The sequence below is a fragment of the Streptomyces sp. NPDC107471 genome, from assembly GCF_055582845.1.
Map to the genome: position 1 here is coordinate 321,743 of NZ_JBVJPC010000005.1, position 14,113 is coordinate 335,855.

Sequence of the window (14,113 nt, forward strand, 5' to 3'; positions counted from 1 at the left end):
CGGCCGCGTCCCCGTGGCGTCGGGTAGCGTCGGTCTCATGAATTTCGGTGCTGGTGTGCCCACGGTGCAGGTCACGGACCTCAAGGACGACGACTTCCTGCTGGACGTCCGCGAGGACGACGAGTGGCAGGCGGGTCACGCCGAAGGGGCGCTGCACATCCCCATCAGTGAGTTCGTGGCCCGCTACGGCGAGCTGACCGAGGCCGCCCCGCAGGACGGCCGCGTCCATGTGATCTGCCGGTCCGGCGGCCGCTCGGCCCAGGTCACGATGTACCTGGCCCAGCAGGGCATCGACGCCGCGAACGTCGACGGCGGCATGCAGTCCTGGGCCGGCGCGGGCCGCCCCGTGGTGACCGACGACGGCCGACCCGGCTTCGTGCTCTAGCGTCCCGCAATCCCGGCGGCGGTCGGCGGTCGTCGTCCTGGCCGCCCCAACCGTCCCGCCCGTCACGGTCGGCGGGCGTTCAGTCGTCTCCGCCGCTCGGGTTCCGGTCGTAGCGGCTCGCGCGGCGGGCCGTCTCGCCCGCCGCGAGCGTCGCGGCGGACACCGCGTGCGTCCAGCGCGGACCGCCCCGGGCGGCCCACCAGACGCAGACGCAGCCCCCGATGGTGAGCACGAGGATGCCGGACAGGGCGAGCACCATCATGCTCGGTCTCCTTCGTCGGTGCGGTTCCGTCACCCTCTCAGTCGCCGGTCAGGGGCCGCGCGGTTTCGCCTCACCCCAGGGGATGTGCCGCCAGCAGATCGCCCAGCGCCTCCTCGTGCGCCGCCGCCGGACCGAGCGACAGCTCCAGATGCTTGGCCCAGGCGTGGTACCGGTGCAGCGGGTAGTCGACATCGGCGCCGAATCCGCCGTGCAGATGCTGAGCCGTCTGCACCACCCGCCGTACCCCCTCCGACGCCCAGATCTTCGCCACGGCCACGTCCCCCGCGACCGGCAGCGCCCCCCGCGCCCCCGAGTCGAGCCGCCAGGCGGCCTGCCACAGCGTGACCTCCATCGCGCGCAGGTCGATGTAACGGTCGGCGGCCTGCACCGCGACCGCCTGGAACGTGGCGACCGGGAACCCGAACTGCATCCGCCCACTGGTGTATTCACTGCTCATCCGCAGCACCCGCTCGCCCAGGCCGAGCGCCAGGGCACAGGTCCCCGTGGTCAGCAGGTGCCGCAGCCACTCCCACGCGCCCTCGACGTCGATCACGTCCCGGGCGGCGATCCCCACCGACTCCAGCCGCAGCTCGCCCAGCCGCTCCCCACTGGTGGAGAACTGCTCGCCGAGCGCGACCCCGTCCTGGTTCGGGGACACCAGCGCGAGGACCGTCCGGCCCCCGGCCGTGTGCGCCGGTACGACGACGAAGTCCGCGTCGTACGCCCACGGCACCGCCGTCTGCACCCCGTCCAGGACCCAGCCGGCGTCCTCCCCCTCCGCCCGCCGCACGGTGACGGCGAGTTCGGCGGGGTCGTGTCCGGTACGGCCACTCGCGGCGACGGTGAGCACGAGCTCCCCGCGCCCGGCCCGCTCCAGCAACGCCCCCCGCAACTCCGGCCCGCCGTACGCCTGTACGGCAGCCATGGCCGCGCTGTTCTCCAGCAGGGGCACCCGCGCCAGCACCTTCGCCGACTCGCGCAGCACCAGGCACAGCGCGACGGCGTCCAGCCCCGCCCCGCCGTACTCCGGCGCCGACAGCAGGCTCAGCAGATCCGCGTCGGCGAGCCTGGCCCACAGCGCGCGGTCGAACTCGTCGGCCACGGCACCCGTGGTCATCGCCGGGGACGGCACCGGGTCCGGCGCGACATCGGCGAACACCCCCCGCGCCGCCTCGGCCGCCGCCTGCTGCTCCTCGCTGAAGGTGAAGTCCACGGTCCCTGTCCTTCCGACGGGTCGGCAGATCACGCCACGATCTGACGGTCCGTCAAGATAGAACAGGTTCTAGAAGAAGGGAACGGGCTGCCGGGACCTGCCCGTCGGAGAACGCCCCCGGCCTCCCGCCGATCCCCGCCCCTCACCTGTCGAAGTCCAGCTCCACCTTCTCCGTCACCGGATGCGACTGGCACGCCAGCACATAGCCCGCCTGTGTCTCCTCCGGCTCCAGCGCGAAGTTGCGCTCCATGCGCACCTCCCCGGAGACCAGGAAGGCCCGGCAGGTCCCGCACACCCCGCCCTTGCAGGCGTAGGGCGCGTCGGACCGGTTGCGCAGCACCGTCTCCAGCAGCGACTCGCCGTCCTGGACGGGCCAGCTCCCGCCGCGTCCGTCGAGCCGGGCCGTCACCGTGCTGTGGGCGGGCGCGGGAACCGTCTGCGCCGGGGCGGCCCCCGCGTCCACGTGGAAGATCTCCTCGTGGATCCGGGTACGGCCGACCCCGAGCTCCCGCAACGCCCTCTCCGCCCCCTGCACCAGACCGAACGGTCCGCACAGGAACCACCCCGCCACCTGGTCCACCGGCAGCAGCGCGGGCAGCAGCCCGGTCAACCGCTGCCGGTCGAGCCGACCGGACGGCAGCCCCGCCTGCTGCTCCTCCCGGGAGAGCACCGTGACCAGTTGGAACCGCTCGGGGTGGCGGTCCTTCAGGTCGGCGACCTCCTCCAGGAACATCGTCGACGCGGACGTACGGTCGCTGCGGATCAGACAGAACCGGGCTCCGGGCTCACGCGCCAGCAGGGTCGCCGCGATCGACAGCACCGGGGTGATCCCGCTGCCGCCCACGATCGCCGCGTACAGACCGGGCGCCGGGTCGAGGGTGAACCGGCCCGCCGGCGTCATCACCTCCAGTTCGTCCCCGACGTTGATCTCCTTGAGCGCGTACGTCGAGAAGGCGCCGCCCTCCACCAGCCGTACGCCGACCCGCAGTTCGCTCGGTCCCGCACCCTCGGGAGCCGGGGAGCAGATGGAGTAGGTCCGGCGAATCTCCTTGCCGTCAGCCGTGCGGCGCAGGGCGAGATGCTGCCCGGCGGCGTGCCGGAACTCCTCGCGCAGCTCGGGCGGCACGGTGAGGGTCAGGGCCACGGAGTCGTCGGTGAGCCGGTCGACCGCGGCCACCGGGAGCGGGTGGAAGCGGGCCATCACAACTCCTTGAAGTGGTCGAACGGTTCACGGCAGTCCAGGCACCGCCGCAGCGCCTTGCACGCGGTGGAGGAGAACCGGCTGAGCAGTTCGGTGTCGGTGGAACCGCAGTGCGGGCAGACCACGGCCTCGAGCTCCTCCTTGTGCCGGGTCGGGCCGAGCCCCACCGGGACCGGACCGGCCGCCGTCACCCGCGGTGGCGCTATGCCGAACTCCCGCAGCTTGCGGCGCCCTTCGGCCGTGATGTCGTCGGTCGACCAGGCGGGCGCGAGCACCGTGCGCACGGTGACCTCCCGCACGCCGTGCTCGTGCAGCACCCGCTCTATGTCCAGGGACATCGCCTCGATCGCCGGGCAGCCGGTGTACGTCGGGGTCAGTTCGACCTCGACCGAGTCCCGGCCCTGGGCACGCACCGCGCGCACCACGCCCAGCTCGCGCAGGGTGAGCACGGGCAGTTCGGGGTCGGGCACCGAGCCGGCGAGCGCGAACAGCTCGGTCTCCAGCGGGGTGAGCGTCACCATGACGCCCCCGGGTGACTGCGGTGCAGGTGCTGCATCTCGGCGAGCATCCGGCCGAACGACTCGGTGTGCAGACCCTGCCGGCCCGCGCCCGCGGCCCAGGCGCCCGAGCGCGGACCCTCGGGCACGCTCAGGGTGGCCCGGCGCAGGACGTCTCCCACGGACGCCAGCCAGGCGGCCTCCAGGCGCTCCTCGTCGACGTCCACTCCCTCCACCGGCTGGAACATCTCGCCGGTGAACCGCCACAGCGCCTCGCACGCCCGCCGCATCCGCGCGTGCGACTCCTCGGTGCCGTCGCCGAGCCGCAGGGTCCACTGCTCGGCGTGGTCGCGGTGGTAGGCGATCTCCTTGACGGTCTTCGCGGCCAGCGGGGCGAAGGGGCCGTCGCCCGCCGCCAGCTCGGTGTGGAGCAGGTGCTGGTAGGTGGAGAAGAAGAGCTGGCGGACGATGGTGTGCGCGAAGTCGCCGTTCGGCTGCTCCACGAGCTGGAGGTTGCGGAAGGCGCGCTCCTCGCGCAGATACGCCAGCTCGTCCTCGTCGCCGGCCATGGACAGCAGCACCCGGGCCTGGCCGAGCAGGTCGAGGGCGATGTTCGCGAGGGCGACCTCCTCCTCCAGGACGGGGGCGTGGCCGGCCCACTCGCCGAGGCGGTGCGAGAGCACCAGCGCGTCGTCGCCCAGGGCGAGGGCCGCCGCCGTCGGAACCGGGGTGGGCAGGACCGAGGTGTGAGGGACCGGGGTGGGCGGGGCCGGGGTGGGCACGGGGGCCGTCGTGGTCCCGGACGCCGTGTCGGGCGCGGTCACAGGTGCTTCACCCCTTCCGGGATCTCGTAGAACGTCGGGTGCCGGTACGGCTTGTCGGCGGCGGGCTCGAAGAACGGGTCCTTCTCGTCGGGCGAGGAGGCCGTGATCGCGGTCGAGGGCACCACCCAGATGGAGACGCCCTCGCCGCGCCGGGTGTACAGGTCACGGGCGTTGCGCAGGGCGAGCTCCGCGTCCGGGGCGTGCAGGCTGCCGGCGTGGGTGTGCGAGAGGCCGCGGCGCGAGCGCACGAAGACCTCCCACAGGGGCCAGTCGGTGGTCGTCATGCGCGTGCCGCTCCTGTCTCGCCGGTGTGCTTCGCCGCTGTGTGCTGATCCGGGGTGTGCCGGTCCGCTGTGTGCCGGTCCGCTGGGTGCTTGTCCGCTGTGTGCTTCGCCGCGTGGGCCGCGGCCGCCTCCCGCACCCAGGCGCCCTCGTCGTGCGCCTGGCGGCGCTGGGTGATCCGCTGCTCGTTGCACGGCCCGTTGCCCTTGAGGACCTCCTTGAACTCCGTCCAGTCGATCGGGCCGAAGTCGTGGTGTCCCCGCTCCTCGTTCCACCGCAGCTCCGGGTCGGGGAGCGTGAGGCCCAGGGACTCGGCCTGGGGGACGCAGATGTCGACGAAACGCTGGCGCAGCTCGTCGTTGGAATGGCGCTTGATCTTCCAGGCCATCGACTGCGCGGAGTGCGCGGACTGGTCGTCGGGCGGGCCGAACATCATCAGGGACGGCCACCACCAGCGGTCCACGGCGTCCTGGGCCATCGCGTGCTGCTCGGGCGTGCCCTTGCTCAGGGCCAGCAGCAGCTCGTACCCCTGGCGCTGGTGGAAGGACTCCTCCTTGCAGATGCGGACCATCGCGCGTGCGTACGGGCCGTAGGAGCAGCGGCACAGGGGAACCTGGTTGGTGATCGCGGCGCCGTCCACCAGCCAGCCGATCGCGCCGACGTCCGCCCAGGTCAGGGTGGGGTAGTTGAAGATCGAGGAGTACTTCTGGCGCCCGGAGTGGAGCTTGTCCAGGAGCTCGTCGCGGCCGGTGCCGAGGGTTTCCGCCGCGCTGTAGAGGTACAGGCCGTGCCCCGCCTCGTCCTGGACCTTGGCCATCAGGATGGCCTTGCGGCGCAGGGAAGGGGCACGCGTGATCCAGTTCGCCTCCGGCTGCATGCCGATGATCTCGGAGTGGGCGTGCTGCGCGATCTGGCGGACCAGGGTCGCGCGATAGGCGTCGGGCATCCAGTCACGCGGCTCGATGCGCTCGTCGGCGGCCACCGCGGCGTCAAAAGCCTCTTGGTACGCGGTGGTGTCGCCGACGGCGCCCGCAGCGCCGTACGTCTGTGTGCTCGCCGTCTGTTGCGCGGCTGCTGTCGCCATGAGACCCCCTCGACCTGGGCTCCGCCGGAACCTGCTCCCGACCGATCGTTCGGTTCGTGCGATTCCATGGTGTGCCGGGCGCCGTAAGGTGTCAACCGCTGTGGAAAACCCGCGGGACAGCCTGTGGAAAACCGGGGCCGGAGTGAGCACGGCCACGGCGGGGCCGTCCGGAAGGGGCTGTGCGGGGCGGTCGGGGCTGAGTACCGTGCCGGTGCGAGCCACCGCGGCGAGGCGGGTGCGGGCGCCGACGACCGGCCGCCGCCTCCCGCGGCCGGGTGGCGGTGGACGGACCGGAATCGGGAACGGGGCGGAATGGACGCGTACGACGGAGGCTCGGACGCCCGGCGACGACCGGGTGCCCCGAGCGGACCGGGTGCCCCGAGCGGACCGGGTGGACCGGGCGGACCGGGTGGACCGAGCGGACCGGGCGGACCGGGTGGACCGAGCGGACCGGGCGGGCCGGGTGGACCCGACGGTGCCCCCGAGCCAAAAGCGTCCGCCGTACCGGACGTACCGGGTGAGCCGGATATGCCTGGTGAATCCGACGTGGCCGGTGAGCCCGCCCTGGCTGATGAGCCGGAGGAGCCGGGCGGCTCCGGAGTGGCCGGGAAACCGGAGGGGGCGGGTGGCCCGGGAGTGGCCGGCGAGCCGCAGGGACCGGGCAGCCCCGAAAAACTGGCCGAGGAGTCGGACACCGCGCTCACCGAGCCGCGCGAGCCCGCCCCTGCGCCGAATCGCCGGCCCGCTCCCGAACCGGACCGTCAGCCCGCTCCTGCGCCCAATCGCCGGCCCGTTCCCGAACCGAGCCGTCAGCCTGCGCCCGCGCCGCATGGCTGGCCCGCTCCCTCATCGAACCGTCAGCCCGCCCCCGCCCCGACACGCAAGCCCGCCGACGAGCAGCGACCGGCACCGCCCGATCCGTACGCGGAGCCCTCCGCCCCCCACCCCCTCCACACCGCAGCGATACGCATCACCGCCCCGTACCCGCCCCCGCCCGCTCCCCCCGCCGGCGTCGCCGCCCTCTCCCTTCGCTACCAGATCGCGGTCGTCCTGGCGCTCGCCGTCGTGGCCGTGGCCGTCTGCGTGCACATCGGGATGGTGTTCCTGCACGTCGCGCCGTCCAACACGGTCACCAAGCAGCACGGCAGGGCGATCGACGACTGGGTCTACCCCGAGTTCGAGCAGAACTGGAAGCTCTTCGCGCCCAATCCCCTGCAGCAGAACATCGCGGTGCAGGTCCGGGCCCGGATACGGGGCGCCGACGGCGGCAGCCGTACGACCGGCTGGTACGACCTGTCCGCCCAGGATGGCCAGGCCATCGACGGCAACCTGCTGCCCAGCCACACCCAGCAGAACGAACTGCGCCGCTCCTGGGACCTCTTCGTCGCCACGCACGGCACCGACAACCGCCCGGTCGGCCTGCGAGGCACCCTGTCCGAGACGTATCTCCGCCGCATCGTGGTGCTGCGTCTGGAGCGGGACCACGTGGCCGCGCCGACCGGCACCCTCGTCAGCGTCCAGGTCCGCTCCCGGACCTCCACCGTGCCCCCGCCGAAGTGGAGCGAGGAGAAGGCCACCGTGCAGCCGGTCTACCGCGAGCTGCCCTGGTGGGCCGTGACGGCGGACGACACCGAGGGGAGCGCCCGGTGAACCGATTCGCCCTGGCGGTCTCCCACGGCATCGCCCGCGTCACCGAGGCCGCCCTCGGCCCGTACCAGACCGCGATGATCCGTATCGGCTTCAGCGCGACCTGGCTGCTGTTCCTGCTGCGCGAGTTCCCGCACCGCCAGGAGCTGTACGGCCCGGACGGCCCGTGGAGCTGGAACCTCGCCGACGAGCTGATCTCGCTCAACGGCGCGTTCACGGCCCTGATGTGGTCGGACGGCCGGTTCTGGTTCGAGACGGTCTATGTGCTCGCGGTCGTGTCGAGCCTTCTGCTGCTGCTCGGCTGGCGCACCCGCACGATGTCCGTGCTCTTCATGGTCGGCGTGCTCTCGCTCCAGAACCGCAGCATCTTCATGGGCGACGGCGGCGACAACGTCCTGCACCTGATGTGCATCTACCTCGTCTTCACGCGCTGTGGCCAGGTCTGGTCGCTGGACGAGCGGCGGGCCCGGCGCACGCGGGAGGTACACGCGCGTGGCGAGTACGTCGTGGACCGCGTCGGCCCGGTCCTGTGGGTCGTCCTCGGGCTCGTGCTGGTGTCGGCGGCCTTCCTGGACAAGCTGAACGGCGACTGGGTCGTCCCGGCCGTCCTGTGGGCCCTGTGGCTGGCGCAGGCCCTGTGGTGGGTGGTCGGACGGTTCTCCCGGTCCGGACAGTCACGGATCACGCTCGACGTCGTCGCCAACGTCGTCCACAACGGCGCCCTCCTCGTGATCATGGCCGAGGCCTGTCTCATCTACGCGACGGCGGGCTGGTACAAGATCCAGGGCTCCCGCTGGCAGGACGGCACCGCCGTCTACTACCCCCTCCACCTGGAGTCCTTCTCGCCCTGGCCGGCCCTCGCCGACCTGCTGTCGGCCAACGGCGTCATGGTGATGCTGGTGACCTACGGCACGGTCGCCGTACAGGTCGCCTTCCCCTTCACGCTGTTCAACCGGCGGGTCAAGAACGTCCTGCTGGCCGCGATGATCACCGAGCACGCGGTGATCGCGGTCGTCCTCGGCCTGCCCTTCTTCTCGCTGGCTATGATCGCCGCCGACTCGGTCTTCCTGCCGACGTCGTTCCTCCGCCGCCTCGGCGACGGAAGCGCACGCGCGCGTGCCCGTCTGCGGGCCCGCCTGGCGGGCGGGGACGGCACAGGGCGGCTCGCCCCCGGCCGACCGCTCCCCCCGACGACACCGGGCTTCGCCAAAGCCCCGCTGACGGCATGGGGCGGCGCCGAACCCCCTCCGACGGCACCGGGCGTCGCCGAAGTCCCGCCGACGACACCGGACCTCGCGAAGACCCCTCCGACGGCACCAGGCGTCACGCACCCCTCACCCCCCGCCAACCGCCCCGGCGATCACTCCGACCCCCCGGAGAACCCCCACGCCCCGGAGAACCCCGCCCCCCGTCCCGGCGACCACCCCGGCGACCCCGAGAACCCCGATCCCCGCCACGTAGGCTTCCCCGCATGACCGGTCCCGATCCCGTGAACCAGTGGCACCGGCTCGCCGACACCTCCGTGCTGCTCGACGGCTTCCACGCCCTCAAGCACGCCGTGCGCTTCGGGGCCGAGGTCCCGGTGGCGGTCGCCGTCGACCGCGCCGCCGCGCTCGCCCTGGCCGAGGAGCTGGCGCCGGACGTACGGGACACCCTGGACGCGCTGCTCACGCAGGTACCGGAGGCGGTGTACACCGCTCTCGTGCCGCGCCCGCATCCCACGGCGGTCGCCGCCCTGGCCGTACGGCCGTCCCGGGCCGCCCACCTGGAGAGGCTCGCGCACACTCCGCGCACCGCGCCGGTCGTGGTCCTCGACAACCCCCGCAACCTCGGCAACGCGGGGGCCGTGATCCGGCTGGCCGCGGGGTTCGGGGCGACCGGTGTGGTCACCACGGGCACGCTCGACCCCTGGCACCCGACCGTCGTGCGCGGTGGGGCCGGCCTGCACTTCGCGACCGCGGTGGAACGTCTGACGGTCGCCGAGCTGCAGCCCGGCCCGGTGTTCGCCCTGGACCCGGAGGGCGACGACATCCGGGGCGTGAAGCTCCCGGACGACGCCGTCCTCGCGTTCGGCTCGGAGCGCAGCGGGCTGTCGCCCGAACTACGCGCGCGTGCCGATCATCTGCTGGCGCTGCCGATGCGCCCCCAGGTCTCCAGCTACAACCTGGCGACGAGTGTGGCGATGACGCTCTACCACTGGAGTCTCGGCGGTTCCTAGGCCTCCCGGCGCACCTCGACCACCCGGAAGCGGTTGGCGACGAACGCCCCGTCGCACAGCGCGGAGTTGGCGGCCGGGTTGCCGCCCGAGCCGTGGAAGTCGGAGAACGCGGCCGTCTGGTTGACGTAGACCCCGCCGACCAGGTTCAGCGACAACTGCGCCGCCTCCTCCAGACAGACCTCCTGGACGGCCTGCTCGAGCTCCTCGTCGGTGGTGTACGCGCCGACCGTCATCGCGCCCTTCTCGCGGATCGTGCGCCGCAGCAGCTCCACCGCGTCGCCCGCGGAGTCCACCGCGACGGCGAAGGAGACGGGCCCGAAGCACTCGCTCATGTAGGCGGCCTCGTCGTCCGGCTTGGCCCCGTCCAGCTTGACGACGACGGGGGTGCGCACGACCGCGCCCGGGAACTCCGGGTTGGCGATCTCCCGCGAGGCCAGGGCGACTTCGCCCAGCCCCGCCGCGGCCTCCAAACGTGCCTTCACGTCCGGGTTGACGATCGCGCCCAGCAGCGCGTTCGCGCGGGCGTCGTCGCCGAGGAGGCCGTCGACCGAGCGGGCGAGGTCCGCGACCACCTCGTCGAAGGTCTTGGGGCCCTCGTCGGTGCGGATGCCGTCGCGGGGGATCAGCAGGTTCTGCGGGGTGGTGCACATCTGGCCGCTGTAGAGGGACAGCGAGAACGCCAGGTTGGAGAGCATCCCCTTGTAGTCGGCGGCCGACTCCACGAGCACCGAGTTGACGCCGGCCTTCTCGGTGTAGACCTGCGCCTGGCGGGCGTTGGTCTCCAGCCAGTCGCCGAACTCCGTCGAACCGGTGTAGTCGATGATCCGGATCTCCGGGCGGGTGGCCAGGGTCTTCGCGATGCCCTCACCGGGGCGCTCGGCGGCGAGGGCCACCAGGTTCGGGTCGAAGCCGGCCTCGCCGAGGACGTCCCGTGCCACCTGGACCGTGAGCGCCAGCGGCAGCACCGCGCGCGGGTGCGGCTTGACCAGGACCGCGTTGCCGGTGGCCAGGGAGGCGAACAGGCCCGGATAGCCGTTCCACGTCGGGAAGGTGTTGCAGCCGATGACCAGGCCGATCCCGCGCGGGACCGGCGTGAACCGCTTGGTGAGCGCGAGCGGGTCGCGCTTGCCCTGCGGCTTGGTCCACTCCGCGGTGTCGGGGGTGCGGACCTGCTCCACGTACGCGTACGCCACCGCTTCCAGGCCGCGGTCCTGCGCGTGCGGGCCGCCCGCCTGGAACGCCATCATGAACGCCTGACCGCTGGTGTGCATGACCGCGTGCGCGAACTCGTGGGTCCGGTCGCTGATCCGCTTGATGATCTCCAGGCACACCACCGCGCGCATCTCCGCGCCCGCGTCCCGCCACGCCTTCTGGCCCGCCTTCATCGCGGGCAGCAGCACGTCCACGTCCGCGTGCGGGTACTCGACGCCCAGCTCGATGCCGTACGGCGAGACCTCGCCGCCCACGAAGCCGTCCGTGCCGGGCTGGCCGAGGTCGAGCCGGGTGCCGAGCAGGGCGTCGAAGGCGGCCTTGCCCGCCGCCATGTCCAGGCTGTCGCCCTCGCCGTAGGCCTTGGGGTGCTCCGGGTGCGGGGACCAGTACGCGCGGGTGCGGATCGCTTCGAGCGCCTGGTCGAGGGTGGGCCGGTGCTGGGCGATGAGCTTGTGGGCGGTCAGTTCGGCGGCCATGCGGGACCAACTCCTCGTCTTTCGAACTCTTCGTCGAGCTCATGACCTGGGCAGAAACATGGGCAGGAACAGGCGGTCAGAGTTAGAGTAACCGAACGATCGGTCGGGACAAGGGGGTCCGCCGCATCTGTGGAAAACCCCGTGCGGGAGGATCGCGCACATGACAGGACTCGACCTCAGCAGCCCCGTGGCCGTCGTCGGCACCGGCACCATGGGCCAGGGCATCGCCCAGGTCGCGCTGGTCGCCGGGCACCCGGTGCGGCTCTACGACTCCGTCCCCGGCCGGGCCCGGGAGGCGGCCGACGTGATCGGCGCCCGGCTGGACCGGCTCGTCGAGAAGGACCGGCTCACCGCGGCCGACCGGGACGCCGCGCGCGCCCGTCTCACGGCCGCCGAGCACCTCACCGACCTCGCGGACTGCACCCTGGTCGTCGAGGCCGTCCTGGAACGGCTCGACGTCAAGCAGCAGCTCTTCGGGGAGCTGGAGGACGTGGTGGGCGAGGACTGCCTGCTCGCCACCAACACCTCCTCCCTGTCGGTGACGGCCATCGCCGGCGCCCTTCGCCACCCGGGCCGCTTCGTGGGCCTGCACTTCTTCAACCCCGCGCCGCTGCTGCCGCTGGTCGAGGTCGTCTCCGGGTTCGCCACCGACGTCTCCTCGGCCACGCGCGCGTACGAGACGGCTCGCGCCTGGGGCAAGACGCCGGTCGCCTGCGCCGACACCCCCGGTTTCATCGTCAACCGCATCGCGCGGCCCTTCTACGCCGAGGCGTTCGCGGTCCACGAGGCCCAGGGCGCCGAGCCCGCCACCATCGACGCGGTCCTGCGCGAGTGCGGCGGCTTCAAGATGGGCGCGTTCGAACTGACCGACCTGATCGGCCAGGACGTCAACGAGTCCGTGACGCACTCCGTGTGGCGCGCCTTCTTCCAGGACGTGCGCTTCACGCCCTCCCTGGCCCAGCAGCGCCTGGTCGAGTCGGGCCGGCTCGGCCGCAAGAGCGGGCGGGGCTGGTACGACTACACGGACGGCGCCGAGCGCGACGAGCCGCACACCGCGGAGCCGGCCCAGGCACCCGCCTACGTCGTCGTCGAGGGCGATCTGGGCCCCGCGTCGGAACTGCCCGCGCTGATCCGCGAGGCGGGCATCCAGGTCCGCGAGGACGAGGAGGACCACGGCACCCGCATGGTCCTGCCGAGCGGCGGGCAGCTCGCGCTGGCCGACGGACAGACCTCGGTGGAGTTCCGGGACGTCGTCTACTTCGACCTCGCGCTCGACTACCGCAGGGCCACCCGCATCGCGCTCTCCGCCTCCCAGGACACCTCGCAGCAGACGCTCGCCGAGGCTGTCGGGCTCTTCCAGGCGCTTGGCAAGGACGTCAGCGTCATCGGGGACGTGCCCGGCATGATCGTCGCCCGCACGGTGGCCCGGATCGTCGACCTGGCGCACGACGCCGTCGCCAAGGGCGTGGCCACCCAGGAGGACATCGACACCGCCATGCGGCTCGGGGTGAACTACCCCCTGGGTCCCTTCGAGTGGAGCCGCAGGCTCGGCCGCAACTGGGCCTACGCCCTCCTCGACGACCTGCACCTGCGCGACCCGTCCGGCCGGTACGCACCCTCGCTCGCGCTGTACCGGCACGCTTACGCCTCCGACAAGCGGGAGGGCAGCACCTCATGACGAGCGCCAAGCGCGACACGTACACCCCGGAGACGCTGCTCTCCGTCGCCGTCCAGGTCTTCAACGAGCGCGGCTACGACGGCACCTCCATGGAGCACCTCTCCAAGGCGGCGGGCATCTCCAAGTCGTCGATCTACCACCACGTGGCCGGCAAGGAGGAACTCCTGCGCCGGGCCGTCAGCCGGGCCCTGGACGGCCTCTTCGGCATCCTCGACGAGGAGCACGCGCGCGTGGGCCGCGCCAGCGAGCGCCTGGAGTACGTGGTGCGGCGCATGGTCGAGGTGCTCATCGCCGAGCTGCCGTACGTGACCCTGCTGCTGCGCGTCCGCGGCAACACCGGCACCGAGCGGTGGGCCCTGGAACGGCGCCGCGACTTCGACCACCGGGTCGCCGAGCTCCTGAAGGCGGCGGCCGCGGACGGCGACGTGCGCGGTGACGTGGAGGTGCGCCTCGCGACCCGCCTCGTCTTCGGGATGATCAACTCCATCGTGGAGTGGTACCGCCCGGACGGCCGCGGGATGAACGAACGCGAAGTGGCGGACGCGGTGGCCCAGTTGATCTTCGGGGGCCTGCGCCGGGCGTCGTGACCTCAGCCCTGCGGTTCCAGGTCCTCCTCCTCGAAGACCAGGAGGGTGCGCGTGCTCAGGACCTCCGGGATCGCCTGGAGGCGGGTGAGGACCAGCTCGCGCAGGGACCTGTTGTCCGGGGTGTGGACCAGCAGCAGGACGTCGAAGTCGCCGCCGACCAGCGCGATGTGCGAGGCCCCGGGAAGCTGTCTGAGCTGCTCGCGGACCGTGCGCCAGGAGTTCTGGACGATCTTCAGGGTGATGTAGGCCGAGGTGCCCTGCCCCGCGCGCTCGTGGTTGACGCGGGCGCCGAAGCCGCGGATGACGCCGTCCTCGACGAGCCGGTTGATCCGCGCGTAGGCGTTGGCCCGGGAGACGTGGACCCGTTCGGCGACCGACCGTATCGACGCGCGGCCGTCCGCCTGGAGCATCTGGAGGATGTCCTGATCGATGGCGTCGAGCGGACGCGGGGGTGGAAGGGGGGTGCCGCCCTCCGCGCCTTCGGCCATTTGTTCAGGTGCCATGTCCCCCCGCCTCCCTACCATGGACGTACTGCGTCCATCTCAGG

Annotated in this window: 14 protein-coding genes and 1 pseudogene; 6 read left to right on the top strand and 9 right to left on the bottom strand. The window is 72.4% G+C overall.

The features are described from left to right. The first annotated feature begins 55 nt into the window (after positions 1 to 55). Positions 56 to 385, top strand: coding sequence for a rhodanese-like domain-containing protein (locus tag ACZ66S_RS18885; protein WP_469903017.1), 330 nt, complete (start codon positions 56 to 58; stop codon positions 383 to 385). A gap of 79 nt (positions 386 to 464) precedes the next feature. Here ACZ66S_RS18885 and ACZ66S_RS18890 read toward each other — a convergent pair whose 3' ends face one another. From ACZ66S_RS18890 to paaA, 7 genes are all read right to left on the bottom strand, one after another. Continuing rightward, positions 465 to 647, bottom strand: a complete 183-nt coding sequence (locus ACZ66S_RS18890) for a hypothetical protein (RefSeq protein WP_469902640.1) — start codon at positions 645 to 647, stop codon at positions 465 to 467. Between the two features lie 70 nt (positions 648 to 717). Next, positions 718 to 1,860 (bottom strand): acyl-CoA dehydrogenase family protein, encoded by a 1,143-nt coding sequence (locus ACZ66S_RS18895; protein WP_469902641.1) that lies wholly within the window; start codon positions 1,858 to 1,860, stop codon positions 718 to 720. A 142-nt stretch (positions 1,861 to 2,002) separates the two neighbouring features. Further along, on the bottom strand, positions 2,003 to 3,061 hold the full coding sequence (locus ACZ66S_RS18900; protein ID WP_469902642.1) for a 2Fe-2S iron-sulfur cluster-binding protein: 1,059 nt from the start codon (positions 3,059 to 3,061) through the stop codon (positions 2,003 to 2,005). Then, positions 3,061 to 3,582 carry a 1,2-phenylacetyl-CoA epoxidase subunit PaaD gene (gene paaD, locus ACZ66S_RS18905; protein ID WP_469902643.1) on the bottom strand — a complete coding sequence of 174 codons (522 nt, stop codon included), beginning with the start codon at positions 3,580 to 3,582 and terminating at the stop codon, positions 3,061 to 3,063. Before paaD ends, ACZ66S_RS18900 begins: the two co-directional genes overlap by 1 nt. Further along, positions 3,576 to 4,295: a 1,2-phenylacetyl-CoA epoxidase subunit PaaC gene (paaC, locus tag ACZ66S_RS18910; protein ID WP_469903018.1), complete on the bottom strand. Its 720-nt coding sequence runs from the start codon at positions 4,293 to 4,295 to the stop codon at positions 3,576 to 3,578. The genes paaD and paaC overlap by 7 nt, the downstream gene beginning before the upstream one ends. Positions 4,296 to 4,378: 83 nt before the next feature. Then, positions 4,379 to 4,666 carry a 1,2-phenylacetyl-CoA epoxidase subunit PaaB gene (gene paaB, locus ACZ66S_RS18915; protein WP_469902644.1) on the bottom strand — a complete coding sequence of 96 codons (288 nt, stop codon included), beginning with the start codon at positions 4,664 to 4,666 and terminating at the stop codon, positions 4,379 to 4,381. Next, positions 4,663 to 5,748 (bottom strand): 1,2-phenylacetyl-CoA epoxidase subunit PaaA, encoded by a 1,086-nt coding sequence (paaA, locus tag ACZ66S_RS18920; RefSeq protein ID WP_469902645.1) that lies wholly within the window; start codon positions 5,746 to 5,748, stop codon positions 4,663 to 4,665. Before paaA ends, paaB begins: the two co-directional genes overlap by 4 nt. A gap of 528 nt (positions 5,749 to 6,276) precedes the next feature. On the opposite strand from paaA, the gene ACZ66S_RS18925 reads away from it, so the two are divergent. The 3 genes and pseudogenes from ACZ66S_RS18925 (at position 6,277) to ACZ66S_RS18935 (ending at position 9,613) form a co-directional block, all read left to right on the top strand. Next, on the top strand, positions 6,277 to 7,398 hold the full coding sequence (locus tag ACZ66S_RS18925) for a DUF5819 family protein (protein WP_469902646.1): 1,122 nt from the start codon (positions 6,277 to 6,279) through the stop codon (positions 7,396 to 7,398). Next, positions 7,395 to 8,564, top strand: a pseudogene (locus ACZ66S_RS18930) (HTTM domain-containing protein); the annotation flags it as partial. The gene ACZ66S_RS18925 and the pseudogene ACZ66S_RS18930, both read left to right, overlap by 4 nt. A 302-nt stretch (positions 8,565 to 8,866) precedes the next feature. Then, the gene (locus ACZ66S_RS18935) at positions 8,867 to 9,613 is read left to right on the top strand and encodes a TrmH family RNA methyltransferase (protein ID WP_469902647.1); all 747 of its coding nucleotides are present in this window, start codon (positions 8,867 to 8,869) and stop codon (positions 9,611 to 9,613) included. On the opposite strand, the gene paaN is transcribed toward ACZ66S_RS18935, so the two are convergent. Then, complete coding sequence (paaN, locus tag ACZ66S_RS18940) at positions 9,610 to 11,301, bottom strand: phenylacetic acid degradation protein PaaN (protein WP_469902648.1); 1,692 nt, start codon at positions 11,299 to 11,301, stop codon at positions 9,610 to 9,612. The genes ACZ66S_RS18935 and paaN overlap by 4 nt on opposite strands. A 160-nt stretch (positions 11,302 to 11,461) precedes the next feature. Between paaN and ACZ66S_RS18945 the strand changes: the two genes are divergently transcribed. Further along, a complete protein-coding gene (locus tag ACZ66S_RS18945) occupies positions 11,462 to 12,979 on the top strand; it encodes a 3-hydroxyacyl-CoA dehydrogenase (protein WP_469902649.1) in 1,518 nt (505 codons plus the stop codon). After that, positions 12,976 to 13,566, top strand: coding sequence for a TetR/AcrR family transcriptional regulator (locus ACZ66S_RS18950; protein WP_469902650.1), 591 nt, complete (start codon positions 12,976 to 12,978; stop codon positions 13,564 to 13,566). The genes ACZ66S_RS18945 and ACZ66S_RS18950 overlap by 4 nt, the downstream gene beginning before the upstream one ends. A 2-nt stretch (positions 13,567 to 13,568) precedes the next feature. Here ACZ66S_RS18950 and ACZ66S_RS18955 read toward each other — a convergent pair whose 3' ends face one another. Next, positions 13,569 to 14,069 (bottom strand): Lrp/AsnC family transcriptional regulator, encoded by a 501-nt coding sequence (locus ACZ66S_RS18955; protein ID WP_373413200.1) that lies wholly within the window; start codon positions 14,067 to 14,069, stop codon positions 13,569 to 13,571. Positions 14,070 to 14,113 lie beyond the last annotated feature (44 nt).

Bases quoted from the DNA above. Each gene is read 5' to 3' on its own strand.
- ACZ66S_RS18950 (WP_469902650.1), top strand. From the start codon at position 12,976: ATGACGAGCGCCAAGCGCGACACGTACACCCCGGAGACGCTGCTCTCC.
- ACZ66S_RS18955 (WP_373413200.1), bottom strand. From the start codon at position 14,069: ATGGCACCTGAACAAATGGCCGAAGGCGCGGAGGGCGGCACCCCCCTT.
- paaB (WP_469902644.1), bottom strand. From the start codon at position 4,666: ATGACGACCACCGACTGGCCCCTGTGGGAGGTCTTCGTGCGCTCGCGC.
- paaA (WP_469902645.1), bottom strand. From the start codon at position 5,748: ATGGCGACAGCAGCCGCGCAACAGACGGCGAGCACACAGACGTACGGC.
- paaN (WP_469902648.1), bottom strand. From the start codon at position 11,301: ATGGCCGCCGAACTGACCGCCCACAAGCTCATCGCCCAGCACCGGCCC.
- ACZ66S_RS18945 (WP_469902649.1), top strand. From the start codon at position 11,462: ATGACAGGACTCGACCTCAGCAGCCCCGTGGCCGTCGTCGGCACCGGC.
- ACZ66S_RS18925 (WP_469902646.1), top strand. From the start codon at position 6,277: ATGCCTGGTGAATCCGACGTGGCCGGTGAGCCCGCCCTGGCTGATGAG.
- ACZ66S_RS18900 (WP_469902642.1), bottom strand. From the start codon at position 3,061: ATGGCCCGCTTCCACCCGCTCCCGGTGGCCGCGGTCGACCGGCTCACC.
- ACZ66S_RS18890 (WP_469902640.1), bottom strand. From the start codon at position 647: ATGATGGTGCTCGCCCTGTCCGGCATCCTCGTGCTCACCATCGGGGGC.
- ACZ66S_RS18935 (WP_469902647.1), top strand. From the start codon at position 8,867: ATGACCGGTCCCGATCCCGTGAACCAGTGGCACCGGCTCGCCGACACC.
- paaD (WP_469902643.1), bottom strand. From the start codon at position 3,582: ATGGTGACGCTCACCCCGCTGGAGACCGAGCTGTTCGCGCTCGCCGGC.